Annotated in this window: 14 protein-coding genes, 1 tRNA gene and 1 rRNA gene; 6 read left to right on the plus strand and 10 right to left on the minus strand. The window is 53.3% G+C overall.

The window, feature by feature from the left end:
- Nucleotides 1-25 precede the first annotated feature (25 nt).
- The 3 genes from rrf to ACK5LI_RS10435 all read left to right on the plus strand — a co-directional run bounded on the left by rrf (nucleotide 26) and on the right by ACK5LI_RS10435 (nucleotide 1,935).
- Nucleotides 26-140 (plus strand): 5S ribosomal RNA (rrf, locus tag ACK5LI_RS10425).
- A gap of 936 nt (nucleotides 141-1,076) precedes the next feature.
- On the plus strand, nucleotides 1,077-1,484 hold the full coding sequence (locus ACK5LI_RS10430; protein WP_416948990.1) for a DUF302 domain-containing protein: 408 nt from the start codon (nucleotides 1,077-1,079) through the stop codon (nucleotides 1,482-1,484).
- A 10-nt stretch (nucleotides 1,485-1,494) separates the two neighbouring features.
- Nucleotides 1,495-1,935, plus strand: coding sequence for a copper resistance protein NlpE (locus tag ACK5LI_RS10435; RefSeq protein WP_416948992.1), 441 nt, complete (start codon nucleotides 1,495-1,497; stop codon nucleotides 1,933-1,935).
- Between the two features lie 226 nt (nucleotides 1,936-2,161).
- Here the strand turns inward: ACK5LI_RS10435 and ACK5LI_RS10440 are convergent, their stop codons facing one another.
- The 7 genes from ACK5LI_RS10440 to ACK5LI_RS10470 form a co-directional block, all read right to left on the minus strand.
- On the minus strand, nucleotides 2,162-2,998 hold the full coding sequence (locus ACK5LI_RS10440) for a shikimate dehydrogenase (RefSeq protein WP_416948994.1): 837 nt from the start codon (nucleotides 2,996-2,998) through the stop codon (nucleotides 2,162-2,164).
- Between the two features lie 182 nt (nucleotides 2,999-3,180).
- The gene (gene hisG / locus ACK5LI_RS10445; protein WP_416948996.1) at nucleotides 3,181-4,065 is read right to left on the minus strand and encodes an ATP phosphoribosyltransferase; all 885 of its coding nucleotides are present in this window, start codon (nucleotides 4,063-4,065) and stop codon (nucleotides 3,181-3,183) included.
- On the minus strand, nucleotides 4,065-4,457 hold the full coding sequence (gene hisI, locus ACK5LI_RS10450; RefSeq protein WP_416948998.1) for a phosphoribosyl-AMP cyclohydrolase: 393 nt from the start codon (nucleotides 4,455-4,457) through the stop codon (nucleotides 4,065-4,067). Before hisI ends, hisG begins: the two co-directional genes overlap by 1 nt.
- A 204-nt stretch (nucleotides 4,458-4,661) precedes the next feature.
- Complete coding sequence (tsaA, locus tag ACK5LI_RS10455; protein WP_416949000.1) at nucleotides 4,662-5,672, minus strand: tRNA (N6-threonylcarbamoyladenosine(37)-N6)-methyltransferase TrmO; 1,011 nt, start codon at nucleotides 5,670-5,672, stop codon at nucleotides 4,662-4,664.
- 89 nt (nucleotides 5,673-5,761) lie between these two features.
- Nucleotides 5,762-6,796, minus strand: coding sequence for a thiamine-phosphate kinase (locus tag ACK5LI_RS10460; protein WP_416949002.1), 1,035 nt, complete (start codon nucleotides 6,794-6,796; stop codon nucleotides 5,762-5,764).
- A gap of 131 nt (nucleotides 6,797-6,927) precedes the next feature.
- Complete coding sequence (locus ACK5LI_RS10465) at nucleotides 6,928-9,087, minus strand: ATP-dependent helicase (RefSeq protein ID WP_416949004.1); 2,160 nt, start codon at nucleotides 9,085-9,087, stop codon at nucleotides 6,928-6,930.
- Between the two features lie 27 nt (nucleotides 9,088-9,114).
- Nucleotides 9,115-10,548 (minus strand): alkaline phosphatase family protein, encoded by a 1,434-nt coding sequence (locus ACK5LI_RS10470; protein ID WP_416949006.1) that lies wholly within the window; start codon nucleotides 10,546-10,548, stop codon nucleotides 9,115-9,117.
- A gap of 278 nt (nucleotides 10,549-10,826) precedes the next feature.
- Between ACK5LI_RS10470 and ACK5LI_RS10475 the strand changes: the two genes are divergently transcribed.
- From ACK5LI_RS10475 to zupT, 3 genes are all read left to right on the plus strand, one after another.
- Entirely contained in the window at nucleotides 10,827-11,192 is a 366-nt protein-coding gene (locus ACK5LI_RS10475; RefSeq protein WP_416949008.1) for a hypothetical protein, read from the plus strand.
- Between the two features lie 385 nt (nucleotides 11,193-11,577).
- Nucleotides 11,578-11,664, plus strand: a tRNA-Leu gene (locus ACK5LI_RS10480).
- Nucleotides 11,665-11,902: 238 nt separating this feature from the next.
- Entirely contained in the window at nucleotides 11,903-12,718 is an 816-nt protein-coding gene (gene zupT, locus ACK5LI_RS10485) for a zinc transporter ZupT (RefSeq protein ID WP_416949011.1), read from the plus strand.
- 257 nt (nucleotides 12,719-12,975) lie between these two features.
- Here the strand turns inward: zupT and ACK5LI_RS10490 are convergent, their stop codons facing one another.
- From ACK5LI_RS10490 to ACK5LI_RS10500, 3 genes are read right to left on the minus strand one after another with little or no spacing between them, the layout of a single operon-like run.
- The gene (locus ACK5LI_RS10490; protein WP_416949014.1) at nucleotides 12,976-13,359 is read right to left on the minus strand and encodes a DUF1987 domain-containing protein; all 384 of its coding nucleotides are present in this window, start codon (nucleotides 13,357-13,359) and stop codon (nucleotides 12,976-12,978) included.
- 2 nt (nucleotides 13,360-13,361) lie between these two features.
- Nucleotides 13,362-13,919, minus strand: a complete 558-nt coding sequence (locus tag ACK5LI_RS10495) for a SiaB family protein kinase (RefSeq protein ID WP_416949016.1) — start codon at nucleotides 13,917-13,919, stop codon at nucleotides 13,362-13,364.
- A gap of 44 nt (nucleotides 13,920-13,963) precedes the next feature.
- On the minus strand, nucleotides 13,964-15,148 hold the full coding sequence (locus ACK5LI_RS10500) for a PP2C family protein-serine/threonine phosphatase (RefSeq protein ID WP_416949018.1): 1,185 nt from the start codon (nucleotides 15,146-15,148) through the stop codon (nucleotides 13,964-13,966).
- Nucleotides 15,149-15,159: the final 11 nt, after the last annotated feature.

The following is a 15,159-nucleotide window of genomic DNA, read 5'->3' on the forward strand; positions in this document are numbered from 1 at the left end:
ACCACCCGCCCGGCCACGAATTTGCCTTGGTGACCATGGAGGCTGGGGTACACCCGATCCCATTCCGAACTCGGAAGTTAAGCCAGCCATCGCCGATGATACTGCAGGGTAGCTTGTGGGAAAGTAGGCCGTCGCCAAGGCTTTTTCTTTTGAAAAAGCGCAACAGGCTCTGATCAGATACGATCAGAGCCTGTTGTCGTTTCGGCAGCCGCGCCATCTCCATCAATTGCTCAGAAGAGGCGTTTGTAGTAGTTGGCGCCGCGGTTTCCTTCTTTCTCTTTTCCCTTCCTTAGTTGCTTCCAGCCGCACATCCTTTAGTCCGTTTGTTTTGGCTCTCGATGGTCCCATGCCGGTCCTTTCAAGCACTTTTGGTCGCCTGCACGAGTGTCGCAGCTCCCGTTGGAGTTAGGCGTTAAGGCCAGTTGTGGATTACTTGCCAGTCCCATTCTTCCATTAGTACGCTTTGCCCAAGGGTTGTTCCTTTCTTGCTTGTGCACGACCGCTATCCTACTGGTTCAGCATGTCAGCGTATAAGGGCAGGCTCCGTGGGCCGCATCTTTGGAAGGGCTGCCAGACTGTATAAGTCTGCCTGAGCTGCATTTTTCTGTACTTAGCTCTGTACCTCTCTAGCGCGTGTCAGCACTTTCTGGGACTTATACCTTCAGGTGCATCGCTAGATAAACACCAGATCATTCCGGTTCGTCTGGTCGCTAAAATCCGACTAAGTTCTTTGTGTAGGATGTGTAGTCCGTCTGTATGGACCTGTTTGGGGATGTTTTTTCCTATACGTTACATTTTTGCCTTACTCGCGCCTTGGTGTCACACAAGCTTGCTCTTACGATGCATAACGACTTTACTTTCTTGCTGCCCGTGTTTGTATGGGCTGCAAGCCGGCTGCTGAGGGCATTGCATTCGCGTTTGCGCGAGCATATTTTTCACATGGCTTTCTTTTACGATATATGAGGCGTATAGTGCTAACGTATGGGTGGTTTTATTCTTTGTGCCCGCGAAGGTGGAGCGGGCGAATTTCTAGTTCCGTTTAAAAATGTTAGATGCGGTATTGGCAGGAGGACGTAATGGAGTCAACTTCTTTGGTGTGCTTATCGTGCTCTGCAGATGCGTTGGCAGTTTGGCGGGCTTATCTTGGCGCGTTAAGCGACAGGGATTTGTCTGTATTTGCGACGTTTGATCATAAACAGAATGCTCAAGATTCTGATCTGACTATGCCGGAATCCAAAGTCATTGTGTTTGGGAATCCTGCAGCGGGTACACCTCTTATGTTGCAGGCGCCAACTCTCGCGCTGGACCTGCCGCTAAAAGTGCTCATCAGAGAAACAGAGCTTGGTTGCGAAGTTGTTTATACACATCCATCCGCTCTTGCAGAACGGCACGGGTTGGCACCGGAAACTGAAGGTATAGTGATGATGGGGAAATTGCTTGCCGATTTGGCTAAACAGGCATGTAACGATGCCAGAGAGGAATAATGTAACCGCCATGCTGAAAAATTTTGTTGTGACAATGATCCTGTTGTCCGCTTTACTGGTCAGCGGATGTTCAGGCGGACAAAAAGTTGAGCAGAGAAGTCTGAGCGATACTTCGTCTGCGGACATGTCCCATACAGCGCGTAATGCCCTTGACTGGTCCGGAAGTAATTACGGACAAGTGCCATCTCCCAGCTGTCCGGGCATAGAAACCACTATGTCGCTTAATGCTGATAACACCTATTTGCTACGGGAGAAGTATCGTGATGAATCCGATTCTCTTTTTGTAGAACAAGGCCGCTTCCGGTGGGTTGACGGGACACGTATAGAACTGGACGAACAAGCTGATAACAGAATGTTTTTTGTGGGCGAGAATGTACTTTTTATGCTGGATAAAGACGGCAATAAAATAAAAGGCAAATTGGCCAGCCACTATATGTTGCATAAAGAATAGAAAACGTGGAGCCCTGTTTGCCTCCATGCAGGTTGCGATGAAGGGCGTGGGCGCGGGCATAGCCAAAAGTGTCGTAATAAAAAATGCTACCGTACAGGTTCACGGATTGATTTTTGTCGGTTCGTGAACTTTTTTATGTAGATCAGTCCATGTAAATAAAGCGAGTTACGAATAATTGCAGGCTGTCTTTGTGGCCGAGCCTGCGTTGAGTCAGTAGCTGTGGTAATTACAAACCCAGCATCGCAGCTATCAGTGCCCGTGCTTCATCAAACGGCAATTCTTTGCCCCTCCAGATGCGGAACTGCTCAGCGCCTTGCGCCACAAACATCGAAAGCCCGTCAATGGTGCTACGTCCTGCGTGTTTTGCTTGCGCCAGAAAACGCGTTTCAAGAGGGTTGTATACCAGATCATAGGCCACCGCATGTGCAAGTGTGCTTGCAAAAAAATCATCCGTTACAGGCGAATTATGCACGCTTTCGCCTGACATGCCCAGCGGGGTGGTGTTGATGATAAGGTCGGCTGTCTCCACATGCCGCTCTTCCCATGGCAGGGATGCTATCCTGAACCGCTTTGCCAACGAAAGAGCACGCTCTTCGTTACGGTTGCTGATGGTAACTAGCGGTACGCCCAGCTCTGCAAGTCCGGTAAGGACTGCATTGGCTGCTCCACCTGCACCCAGCACCAGTGCGTGAGTGAACCGGCCTTTCATTGGCAGAAGCGGCTGCAGAAATCCGGTTACGTCTGTGTTGTCACCTGTCAGTTTGCCGTCATGCCAGAAGACGGTATTCACGGCCCCTGCAGTTTGTGCCCGAGGGGTGATGCTGTCGAGTAACGGCATTATTGCCTGCTTATGCGGAATGGTAACGCTGAGGCCGGAGACAGGCAGAGTACGCACACTGCGTATAAATTCGGGCAGTGCTTCAGGAGTAACCGGAAAGGCCATGTATGCCGCGTCTTCCTTCAGCAACTCAAACCCCCAGTTATGTAGCAGGGGACTCATAGTATGACCCAGCGGGTGACCGATTATGCCATACAGTTTTGCGGGGATGCGGGGCGTAGTCATAGCGTTACTCCGGAGCATGTGGAACTGTTATGAAGAACAAATCTGCCTGCGGCCCGATACTGTAAAAGGCTGCCCCGAAAACGTCAGGGCAGCCTTTGTAGCTTCGGGAATGTACGCTGTGCAAGGGAACGCGCAGAATAATTTTCAGGTTCCGGTATGCAAAGCGTTTTTATGCTGCGGTACTAGATAACCTTGTTCAGGGCGTATTCGATGATGCCCTCGGCCCCTGCTTCCTTCAGTTCAGGAATCAGGTCACGGACTACGCCTTCGTCCACGACGATTTCAACCGCAACCCACTTGCCGTCGCGCAGGCTGGCCACGGTAGGAGAGTTCAGGCTGGGCAGCTTGTCCAGCACGTTGTCCAGCTTACCTGTAGGTACGTTCATTTTAAGGCCGACAAGGGCTTCTGCTTTCAGTGCACCTTGCAGCAGCAGGTTGAGCTGTTCAATTTTTTGGCGCTTTTTGGGGTCTTCCCACGCTGCCTTGTTGGCAATCAGCACGGTATTGGTCAGCAAAACCTCTGCGATTACCCGCAGACCGTGTGCCTTGATGGTTGTGCCGGTTTCGGTCACTTCCACAATGGCGTCAGCAAGGCCTTCTACCACTTTTGCTTCCGTCGCACCCCACGAGTAAAATACGTTTACGGGGATCCCGGCGTCTTCAAAGTATTTTTTTGTTACGCCCAGCAGTTCGGTGGCAATACGCTTGCCGGCAAGGTCTTCTGGACGCTGATAGGGCGAATCACCGGCCACGGCCAGAACCCAGCGGGCAGGGCGGTTGGATGTTTTGGAGTATACAAGGTCAGAAACGACGACCACATCGGAGCCCTGCTCAAGCAGCCAGTCTTTGCCTGTCAGACCCACGTCGAGAATGCCGTCTTCGATATAGCCGGGAATTTCCTGCACGCGGCACAGACGGGCTGTCAGTTCGGGGTCGTTGATTTCAGGGAAGTAGTTTCTGTGATGTTGGCGGATTTTCCAGCCGGATTTGGCAAACAGATTGATGGTAGTCTGTTCCAGAGAGCCTTTAGGCAGGCCAAGCTTTAAAATCGGATTAGCAGTATACATTATTTATAAACCTCCTTGGGGTCGAACACCATGGGCGAGCAGGTTGTGATCTCGCCGTCCTTTAATTCACGGAAAAAACAGCTTTTATACCCTTTATGGCAGGCCGCGCCGCCTATCTGATCTACGAGCAGCAGAATCGTATCGCTGTCGCAGTCAAGGCGCACGGCCTTGATATGCTGGGTATGTCCCGATGTTCCGCCTTTATGCCACAGCGTACCACGGCTGCGGCTGAAGTAATGGGCTTCACCGGTCTCGATAGTCCGGTTCCATGCGTCCTCGTTCATCCATGCCATCATCAGCACATCGCCGGATGCGGCATCCTGTGCAATGGCGGGAACAAGGCCACCCATTTTTTTAAAGTCGGGAGCAAAATCGGGAGAGACTGTCGTCATTCCATGCGGTCCTCTTGGTTGTGCGCCGGAACGGCCGTTGCCGTCTGCGCGTGTTCGAACGCCTGCAGCATGATAGTCCGTATGGCGGGTGCATGCTGTGCAGAAGGTACAAACCTTAGACTGGGCGAAATACCGTTTTTGTAAACAATGCGCAACCCCTCGGCGTCATTGTCATTGGTTTGTAATGAATGCTCAGGGCATTTTTCAGCAAAGAGAATCCAGATGCATTCCTGCAATGTGCTCTATTTCTTCGCTTAACGCCAACGCTTCTCGCGGCGTGGCGGCCCAGCATACAAGGCCGTGTTTTTCCATGTGTATGGCCTCGTGTTGTGCGGCGGCAGCTCCGGCGGCGTCTGCAAGTTCCTGTGTGCCGGGGGCATGTGCGGGAATGCAGGTCATGCGTTCGCGGATAAGGTCAGACTCGTATATCGGAATGCGCAGCATGTCAGCGGGGGCAACGCGTACGCCAAGCGCGAGCAGCTTTGGCGGGTGTGTATGAACAACGGCCTGCGCTTCAGGCTGTTGCCGGTAGATGGCAAGGTGCATTGCCGTTTCGGATGAAGCCTTGCCGCCTGCAATGTGCTTGCCGGTGGCGATATCCACCAGTGCCAGATCTTCCGGTTGCAGATCGCCTTTGGTTGAGCCGGTAGCCGTTACAAGGCAGGTGTCGCCATTGATGCGCAGACTTATGTTGCCGTTAAAGCCCGAAAGCAGCGTGCGTTGCCATGCTGTGTGGCAGGCCTGCCGGATAATGGCGGCCTGACGCGGGGGGATTCCTGCTGCTTCTGCACCGGCCACAGGCTTGCGTTGGTCGTAGCTGGTTTTGATGTCAATGACGGGTGTGCCGTCCAGCACCTCAAGCGGAGCAACACGAAGCCGTGCGCCTTCAGTTTCCAGCAGGGTAACTTCGTGCAGGCCTATCGGGTTAGGCCGTGCGGGTGAACGGGTATTAAATACGCCGCGCTTGGGGCGGTTCACATCGCCGCGGGGATGCACAGCCAGAACGTGTCTGTCTGCCTCATGCAGCCATGAAAGAAGCGTCAGATTCTGGCCTGCCTGCAGGGACTCAAGCCCTGCTGCGTATTGCGGCAGCACCTCTACCCATGCTTCTACGCCGCCTTCGTCACCTTGTTTGGGGCAGTTATTCAAATCTGTAAACGAAGAACGGATCACACCGATGATGTTGATTTCAGCCGAAGACGGGTATTCTGACATATGAACCTCCTGTGCCGGATGCGGGCAGCGATTGAATAAGGGTGTCACATAGACAGGCTTTATACTGAAAGAGAAAAGCCGCAAAGGCGCTAGGCGGAAAAGTGGTCAAAGCCTTTGGCAGTTACAGGAACCCCGTTCAGCAGTATGCCGCCATCACCATGAGCAGTGCCGAGCAGGGTAAGGCGGTGGCCTGTTTTTTCCAGTGCCGTTGTCAGGCCGTTTACAGCTTCCGGTGCGCAGCTGCCCAACAGGGCATAATCCTCACCGCCGGAAAACGCATGCATTGCTGCGTTGTGTCCGTTTGCTGTTGCCCAGCGGCGTACTTCCGGATGCAACATTGCGTCCGGCAATATCAGCGAAGCTCCGGTTGTGCCTTTTCCCGCAGCCAGCAGACGCGGTAGGTCGCGTGCAAGGCCGTCTGAAAGGTCCATTAATGCGATGCGCGCGTCACTATGCTGTTGCTGAAAAGCGGCAAGGCACTGCCCGGCATGAACCAGCGGCACAGGGCGCAGATGAGCCTGCACTGCTTCGGGGTAGCAGTCGGCGGCGCTTGCTCCGCGTGCTTCCAGTTCCAGCAGGCCGGTGCGGGCCAGACCGGCCGGTGCGTATTCTGTCTGCCCCACAAGGAACAGAGCGTCGCCGGCCTTGCAACCGGAACGGCGCAGGAAAGGTGCATCATAGTGGGGACCGCCCCACACCGTGACACACAAGCCGAATGTGCCGGCACGGGTCAGGTCGCCGCCTGTCAGGGCTACGTTAAAAGTATCTGCAAGTGCTGCCATACCGGCAAAGAGATCATCCCAATAGCTGTCGGCAAAGTGCTGTGCGCCTGTAGTCCCGTCAGGAATCATAAGCCCCAGACTGAAGCCCAGAGGCGTTGCACCTGCGGCAGCAATATCGCTGATGTTCACGGCAAGGGCTTTGTGGCCGATGTCACTTGCAGAAAAATAACTCAGTCTGAAATGCGCATCCTGCATGAACAGGTCTGTGCTCAGCGTCATGCGCGAAGGGCAGGACAGTTCGCAGCAGTCATCGCCCCTGCCGCGCAGAACGTGCGGGTGCGTGTTGCTGAAATGCCTGTCGATACAGGCCAGAAATGCATCTTCAGAAGTCATGGTGCTCATGTGAACATCCGTGTGTATCGTTAGCGGCTGATAAAATGTACTACGTATGCTTTTGCATCGCGCGCTTCGGCAGACATACTCTGTTCAGGGCAGGAACATGCGAGGCGATAAATCCTGCACGCTTTTTCTGCCTATTCCATGGTCAGGTACTGAGCCATGATGACCTTGAGGCCGAAGCCCGGAAAGTTCACACGGTATTTGTCCGGCGGAACATGCTGGATAATTTTGCCCTTGCCGAAGATTTTATGTGTGCAGTAGCCGGAGGCAGGTTTGCCGCCGTTTCCCAGCGAGCCTGTTGCGGATTCTGCACCTGCGCCTGCCGGTTTGCCGGTGCTTTTGTACGCAGGAGCAGGACGGAAAGACGGCATGGAGGCTTCGCGGCGGGTCAGCGTGCCGGTAAAGTTTTCGCGCCAGTCCTCGTACAGGTGGTCGGGCAGGTCGCGCACAAACGGGCTGGGGTTGGCAGGTGTGTTGCCGCCGCCGCTACGGTCGTAAATGGTGGCAGGCACAAACAGCCCCAGATAATCGCGCGCACGGGTACAAGCCACGTACATGAGCCTGCGCTCCTCTTCAAAGTCTTCTGCCTTGTTCATGGCATGACGCGAGGGGAAGCGGTCTTCCACCAGGTCGATAAGCAGAACGGCGGCCCATTCCAGTCCTTTTGCGGAGTGAATGGTGGACAGCGTGACAGCGCTGATGTCTTCCCCTTTGTCTGTTGTGGGGTCTTCCAGACACAGGTCGGACAGCATCAGGTCCACGTCGTTGTATGAAGCCGCAATCTGTACCAGCTGTTCAAGACCATGCTGGCGGCGCGGGTAATCGTCGGGGTAGTTTGCTTCCAGTCGCGGCTGATAGTGCTCGATAACGGCAGAAGTCAGCCCTGCCGGAGTCAGCGGTTTGGTGCGCAGCTGTTCCAGCAGTTTGAAATCTTCCTGCAGTTCCGGGTAGCGGGCACATGCTTTGTGCAGGACTGACCTGTCGGCCTTTTGCGCTGCTTCGTACAGCTTCAGGCAGGTTTTTGCGCCGATGCCCTTTACCAGCGAAGCCATGCGCTGGAATGCCGGCAGGTCAAGCGGGTTCACCACCAGACGAATGTACGAAAGTACGTCTTTGACGTGGGCCGCATCAGCATAGCGCACCCCGCCGTATTTCTTGAATTTGACGCCCAGCTTACCCAGCTGCATTTCCACATGATACGACTGGTATCCGGCACGGAACAGTACCGCGATTTCTTCCGGCGGATAGGTGCGCAGCAGTTCAGAAACCTTTGACGTGACCATGGACGCCTGTGTCAGGTCGGAAAGCGGGCGCATGACGTGCGGTGTCTGTCCGCCTTCGCGGCGTGTGAACAGCTTTTTATGGAAAGCCTGCGGTGCGTCGTCCAGAATGGCGTTGGTCAGGTTCAGCACCGGCTGCACCGAACGATAGTTTTCTTCCAGCTTGACGATTTTTGTGCCGGGGAACATGTCGGGAAAATCAAGAATGTTCTGCACGTTGGCCCCGCGGAACGCATAGATGGACTGGGCATCGTCGCCCACTGCCATGACGTTGCGGTGCCCGCCGCCCAGAAGCCGTACAAGGCGCGCCTGCACAAGGTTGGTATCCTGAAATTCGTCAACCATGATGTACTTGAAGCGGTCGCGGTAGTATTCCAGCAGCTCCGGATTGGACTTAAGCAGCCGTTCCAGCTCGAACAGCAAGTCATCGTAGTCCATAAGGGAGTGCTTACGCTTGAAGCCCCGGTAGGATTCGCTGATTTTACTCAGATCACCCGCGTAGGATGCAAGGTGGAATGCCTCGCGGCGGAGCACATCTTCAACCGTCAGCTCCTTGTTGCGTGCCTTTGAAAGCAGCCCCATGACGGTTTGTGTTTTCGGAAAGCTGCGGTCGCCTTTGCCCAGACTCAGCATGTCTTTGCAGTGCTTCAGCGCGCCCGCGGCATCGGCGGAGTCCATGACGGAAAGGTCGCCTTCGTAGCCGTCAGGCTTGTGCATGCGCAGGATGGAATAGGCAAACGCATGGAATGTGCCGCCCTGTACGCCGCCCACCATTGCGGCAGACTGGCCCAGAAGCTGTGCGGCACGGTTCTGCATTTCCTGAGCCGCTTTGCGGGTAAACGTAAGCAGCAGGATGTTGGATGCGGATATGCCCTGCTCAACCATGTTGGCAAGGCGGTATACTACGGTGCGCGTTTTGCCGCTGCCGGCACCGGCGATGACCAGCATGGGGCCTTCAAGCGTTGTGGCGGCTTCGTACTGTGCGGGGTTCAATTCGTTTTTATAATCAATCATGCGGATAAATTTTGTCTGTGGCGGGTGCTACGCCGTATGGATGATGCCCGTGCCGCGCTGGCTGACGAGTGAATTATCGTTGTGCGGCGCAATGCCGAAATGTTTCAGAACCAGTTGGCCGGTTTCCCGCAGGGTGCGCGGTGCTGCTCCTTGCGAATCATAAAAGAATGCGTCGTCTGCGGTGTGGGAGCCGCTGCGTCCGAAGAAACCGAAAATCTGGTCCCGATCAAATTTTGCTTTTAGGTCAAAGCCTGAATGTGCCTCGCATATTAGGTCCGGCGCGTAGGGGCGCATAGGTCCGTTGTACAGATCGTCTGCCGTGTGTACAGCCCTGATGACAGGCTTGCCTTCATAACGCAGTGCCATAAGGCCGCTACGGATGGCGTGGGCCGTATCGGCAGCCTGTGCCTCGTTCAATCTTCCTCTGCTGAATCGTTGCGCCGTATGCAGGTATATGCGGCCGGGGTCCAGCGCAAACGCGCGCGCTTCAGGCAGTACGCCTGTGGCATCCAGTTCTGTCTGCATCGCCGTAGAAGCGGTGTGCAGATATCCGTTGTGCCGCAGCCACGCGTTGATGTCTACCTCGGTCTGTAATCTGGTAAATCCGTGGTCGGCAAGAGCCATAAGACGCTTCGGGTGGGGCAGTCTGTCGTACAGATCAAGTATGTATCCCAGTAATACGTCCCATTCTGTCAGCAGCTCCATGCAGCTTGTGTGCAAAGGGTGCGTTGTGTCTGTTACGGCATCAAAGAAAAAGTGAAACAGACGGTCAGTTTCAGTCAGTACGCAGGTGAACACATCCCAGCCAAGGTCGGGCCACATGATTTCCAGCGCCTGCCTGCGGGAGCGAAGCATGGCGCGAATCTGGCTGAACAGATATTCCGGTTCTGCTGCGCCTCGGGTGGTGTCGGCTTCTATCTGGTATCCTGCCGCGTTCAGGCGGGCAGTCAGAAATGGCGGATGTACGGCTCCCTTCAGGTCCGGCGCAACAAATCCTGCCACCAGCATGGTGCCCTTTACGGGCCGTGCCGGGTAGGTGTTGGGCAGGTTGAGTACACGTGATGCAAAGCCTGCTTCGCCCAGCAGGTCGAAAATGGTCGGCACGGCTACCTGATTGAAATCTGCCAGCGCCATTTCGTACGTGGCAGGGCTGATCCGCGTAAAGCCGAATACTCCGTGTTCTTCCGGTCCGCTGGCAGTGTAAAAAGATGTCCAGTTGACCGGAGACAGATCCGGCAACTCTGCGCGGATTGCTCTGCTGTCGGTGTCCAGCGCCAGCCGCGCCAGATTGGGGAGCTTGCCTGTTTTTGCAAGGGTGCGGGCCAGTGAATGGGGCAGACCGTCGAGGCCAAGCACGACCATGCGGCTGCGTTGATTGGTGGCGGCTTGTATTGTGCCGGATTGCATTGGTTGCGACATGGCGATGGTGTACCAGAACATGCCGCGGCAAGCCAGAAGCACATGGGCGCGATATTCTGCAAGTCGTAAGGGCAGGTAAGTCGGTTAAGGGTAATGCTGGCCTGCCTGATAAGAACGCTATTTTTGATTGTATAATATAGTTGAGTTGTTACTTGACCTGAGGCAGCTTGAAATAGCGGGGCGGGTCATCTGGAGGCACTTACGAATGGAGAAATTGCCTTTTTTGCGCTACCCTGTGTGAGATGATTGTTCCCGATGTCCGCAGCCTCTGTATGCGGAACGTTTTTTTGCTATACTACAGGTACGTTAGGAGGCCATGCATGGCAAAGTACGACTGTGAGATGTTCGGATACTTTTCGTACAGCCCAGACCTTAGCTACAGCGAATTGCATGAACTGGAAGCCGGTTTTCGTGACGCGTTGCAGGATGCTTTGGAGCAGCGGGGGGCGGATTTCATGCAGTTTGAGCCGGAAGGCGATGCGCTTCGCGTCCAGTGCGTATTCGGAGAATGCCACGAAGAAAACTTCCACGAAGTATGCGATGCTGTTGTGCAAGGCATGAATAACCATGTGTTCGGCAAAATGCTGTTTGTGAATAAAAACTTGCAGGAACTTTTAGTCTATCGTCTGGAAAGCAAAGGCTGGTACGAAGGGGCTATTGATCTGCAGAGCATACAGCGTTCTTAGTTTGGAGTGCGGCAACTGTACTGCTATAAACTTCGCTCTTTGTGCTAAAAATCAGTGACGGTCTGAAATACGTATGCGTATATACCTGCCTGTCCTTGTCGAGCTTCCGGCTTCTTTTTTGCGCTTGTCATGGTTCTGAATAAGCGTGAGGCCAGACGCGGATATGAGGCAATATTGCTTTACTTTATGTTGCAAGTAAAAAGAATTTATCATTTGTTGTTTCACCTGCAGGTTGCGTATGTTTGATACGGGATTGTCTGAAATGTCGGGCCTGTTTGCGGTAACTGCCGATGCATTCATTCCGGCTGCACACAATTTTTCCTTTTGCGGATGGCCTGTTGCATATTGACTGAAATCATCTGACATACTAGAGAACTCGCCACATGCCCGAGTGGTGGAATTGGTAGACACAAGGGACTTAAAATCCCTCGGCTTACGAGCTGTGCCGGTTCAAGTCCGGCCTCGGGTACCATAATAAAAACAGACTGTTAGGTGTGTTTTTTGTAAAGGCGGAGATTCGGGTCTCCGCCTTTTTTTGTGTTTTTGGGCCTTGTTTGTCGGGCCAGATGGCAATGAAGTCCGCTAAGATGGCAGAGCGGGGTGGCTAATGTCGCCGTGCTGACCTGCCCCTGCCTTTTGCTCTTGCTCAAAAGCGCTAACTTGATAATATATCAGACTACTGCCCAATTGTTGTGCCAGGAGCTTGCGGTATGTTTCCAATTGAGAATATTCTTTTTGCCTTCGGGCTGACACTGTTTGCCGGCCTGAGTACTGGTATCGGCAGTGCGCTTGCTTTTTTTACCAAAGAAACCAATACAAAAGCGCTTTCTATCGCCTTGGGTTTTTCTGCTGGGGTGATGTTGTATGTATCCTTTGTGGAAATTTTGGGAAAAGCACGTGATGCGCTGGTAAGTTCAATGGGAGAAGTGCAGGGTGCGTGGGTTACCGTGCTGGCATTTTTCGGGGGAATCGCGTTTATTGCACTTATCGACTATCTGGTGCCCTCGGAAGAGAACCCCCATGAAGTGCAGAAAATTGAAGCTATGGATGACAAGTGTGAGGCGGTGCGTGTTAACAAATTGTATCGCATGGGCCTTTTCACTGCGCTTGCCATCGGTATTCATAACTTTCCCGAAGGCCTTGCCACTTTTACCGCAGCCCTTACAGACCCTCAGCTTGGTATAGCCATTGCCGTGGCGATAGCTATCCATAACATTCCCGAGGGCATCGCCGTATCTATCCCGATTTTTTATGCAACCCGCGACAGGAAGAAGGCATTTAAGCTGTCTTTTTTGTCCGGTATTTCAGAACCTGTGGGTGCACTGGTGGGTTACCTGCTTCTGATGCCGTTTTTTTCCGATACGGTGTTCGGAGTGCTGTTTGCGGCTGTCGCGGGCATCATGGTGTTTATCTCATTAGACGAATTGCTGCCTACGGCAAAAGAGTATGGCGAACACCATCTTTCTATCGCCGGTGTTGTGGCGGGCATGGCCGTTATGGCAGTCAGTTTGCTGCTGTTTATCTAACAGACTGCGGTAGCTCATTTCGCCAACAGCTCATCACGTGTCGCGCATAATTGCTTAGTATGAAAAATAAAGGGCGTTGAGCCCGCGTTTTTCGACTTGCCTGAAAGGGTGGTTGTCGATTCTGCTTTCCTTTCTGCGGATCCCCCTGGTGCCGATAGAAAATGTAAAAGAAGTGCGGCTATGGAAATACTTCCATAGCCGCTTTCGCAATGATGGATTTTAACTGTGCAACTCCCGGGGGACAACAGGTGCTGCGATCAGTCGATTTCCACCAGATTGAATTGCAGGTGCTGCACGTCTTCCTGAAATTCTTCACCGCATTCCAAGGCCGTTTCATTGTCGGCATGGTAGCGCCAGTTCACTGTAATTTGTGTGCCTGTGGCCGCTGTTTCATCCAGCAGGTCAAACAAATCCATGAATGTTTTTGAACTGGAACTGTTAAAGTAGATGATTTCCATGTCCAGCGTGACGCACTGTGTCGTTTCCGTTTGCAGGTAGTTGCGCAGCCAGCCGAATACCGGCTGATAAAACATGCCGCAGTTTTCCGGATAGGACTCGCCGCTGATACGCAATCTGTGGTTTTGCGGATCAAACTGGATTGCAGGGGAGGATTTGGTGGCTGCGATGTTGAGAGCTTTCATGGCTATTCCTCCTCCGCTATGCGCACATTCACTGCAAAGTACGACATGGTGTCGTTGATGGGCTCAAAGCTGTAGGCCAGAGGATGGCTGGCTTTGCGTGCCATTTCAATGAACCCCAATCCTGCCCCGCGTGAAAGTTCATCCGGCTCTTTGCGGCGCTGTTCTTTATAGTACCGTTTCAGTTCGTCTTTATTCATGCGGTTTATGGTGTCGATTTTTTCTTTAATGCGGGGTTCTGTTGCCCGCAGAACAGGATTGCCGCAGGTAATGAAAAATTCACTTCCTTTGCGACCGACAACTACCTGACCTTCACCCATGGCTGGCATAACACCAGCGCAAAGGGGGATTGTTCCAGAGTAGTTTATGATGTTCTGCATCTGTTCTACCAGCACGGCAAATACCCGCCTCGCCACGGCAAGGCCGCGTTCTTCCCGCGCCATTTTCTGGCGCATCATTTCTCCCAGACCTTCAACTACGCTTTGGCAGACCGGTCCGCTGAAATAGAGCATGATGCCTTGTTCGTGCATTTCGGTATGGCACTGGAACATTTTTGTTTCCATTGTAACGATGTCCTCGTCGTCAGGTTTTGCCACGGTATAGCGGGTTACACGGTAAAGCCCAGAACGGTTACGTCGTCACGTCTGGCTTGTATGCCTTTGTAGTCAATAAATGCTTGTTCCAGCTTTTGCTGTTGCGTTGCGCAGTCATGGTGCGCGGTCTGTTGCAGCAACTCCATCAGGCGCTTTTTCCCGAAGGGAAGATGTTTCTCGCCGCCGATCTGATCAATGAGACCGTCAGTCAGCATGTACAGGCGCATGCCCTGATGCAGTGAAATGTCATGATTGGTATACGTAGCTGCGGATGCAGTGCGAACGTAGCCGACCCCGCGCCGGTCCCCTTTGATTTCTTTTGAAGTGCCGTCTGCAAATGTCAGAAACAGTGAATTTCCGGCCCCTGCAAAGCGTACAGCTTTCTTGTCGGTGGGAATGAAGCATACGGAGCAGTCCATGCCCTCATCTGATGCGGCCCCTTTGTCATGCTGTTCCAGAGCATTTTTGATGGCGTTGTTCATCATGCTGACAAGGGCCGCAGGGTCGCCGTCCACGGCTTTCATATCAAGCCGTTCAAACAGCGAGTGGATGATAAGGGTCATAAATGCGCCGGGTACGCCGTGTCCTGTGCAATCAATGATTGCTATAAAAGTTCCCGAAGGGGTTGTTTTGAACCAGTAGGAGTCTCCGCCCACGGTGTCACGTTGGCTCCAGTACAGAAAGTGGTCGGTAAAAAGCTGATTCAGCTCTTCCCGCGCAGGCAGAAAAGCCCGCTGGATGAGACTTGCGTATTCGATGGAGCTTACCATCTGGGTCTGAGCATTTTTCAGGTCCGCCATGGCGGTTGCCAGTTCCTGTTGGCGGCTGTGTATGACGTGCCCCATCCAGAACATATTGTGCCGCAGACGTTGTAGTTCATCCCCTTCTTTGGGTTCCGGCGGAAGTGTGGCAAAGGGACGCAGGTTGCCTTCTTTCATCTGCTCGCAAAGACCGTTTAAATAATGCACGCTACGGAGTACCAGTATGTGCAGTGCACCTTTTGTAATGGGCAGAAAAAGGAGCAGGCTCACTGCTGTCCACGCTGCAATGAAGTTGCTCAACTCTCTCTGGGTCAGGCTGTCATTAAGCAGCAGAGTGACAATGGGAAACAGTATCAATCCCAGAAACAGTATTATTTTAATTTTGGTGCGGATGCTGATATCCGCCAGCGTATCCAGAGTGCGGGTAGTCAGGCTCATGATTTGCTCGT

Origin of the sequence: Oleidesulfovibrio sp. (assembly GCF_047973035.1) — a bacterium.
GTDB lineage: Bacteria > Desulfobacterota > Desulfovibrionia > Desulfovibrionales > Desulfovibrionaceae > Oleidesulfovibrio.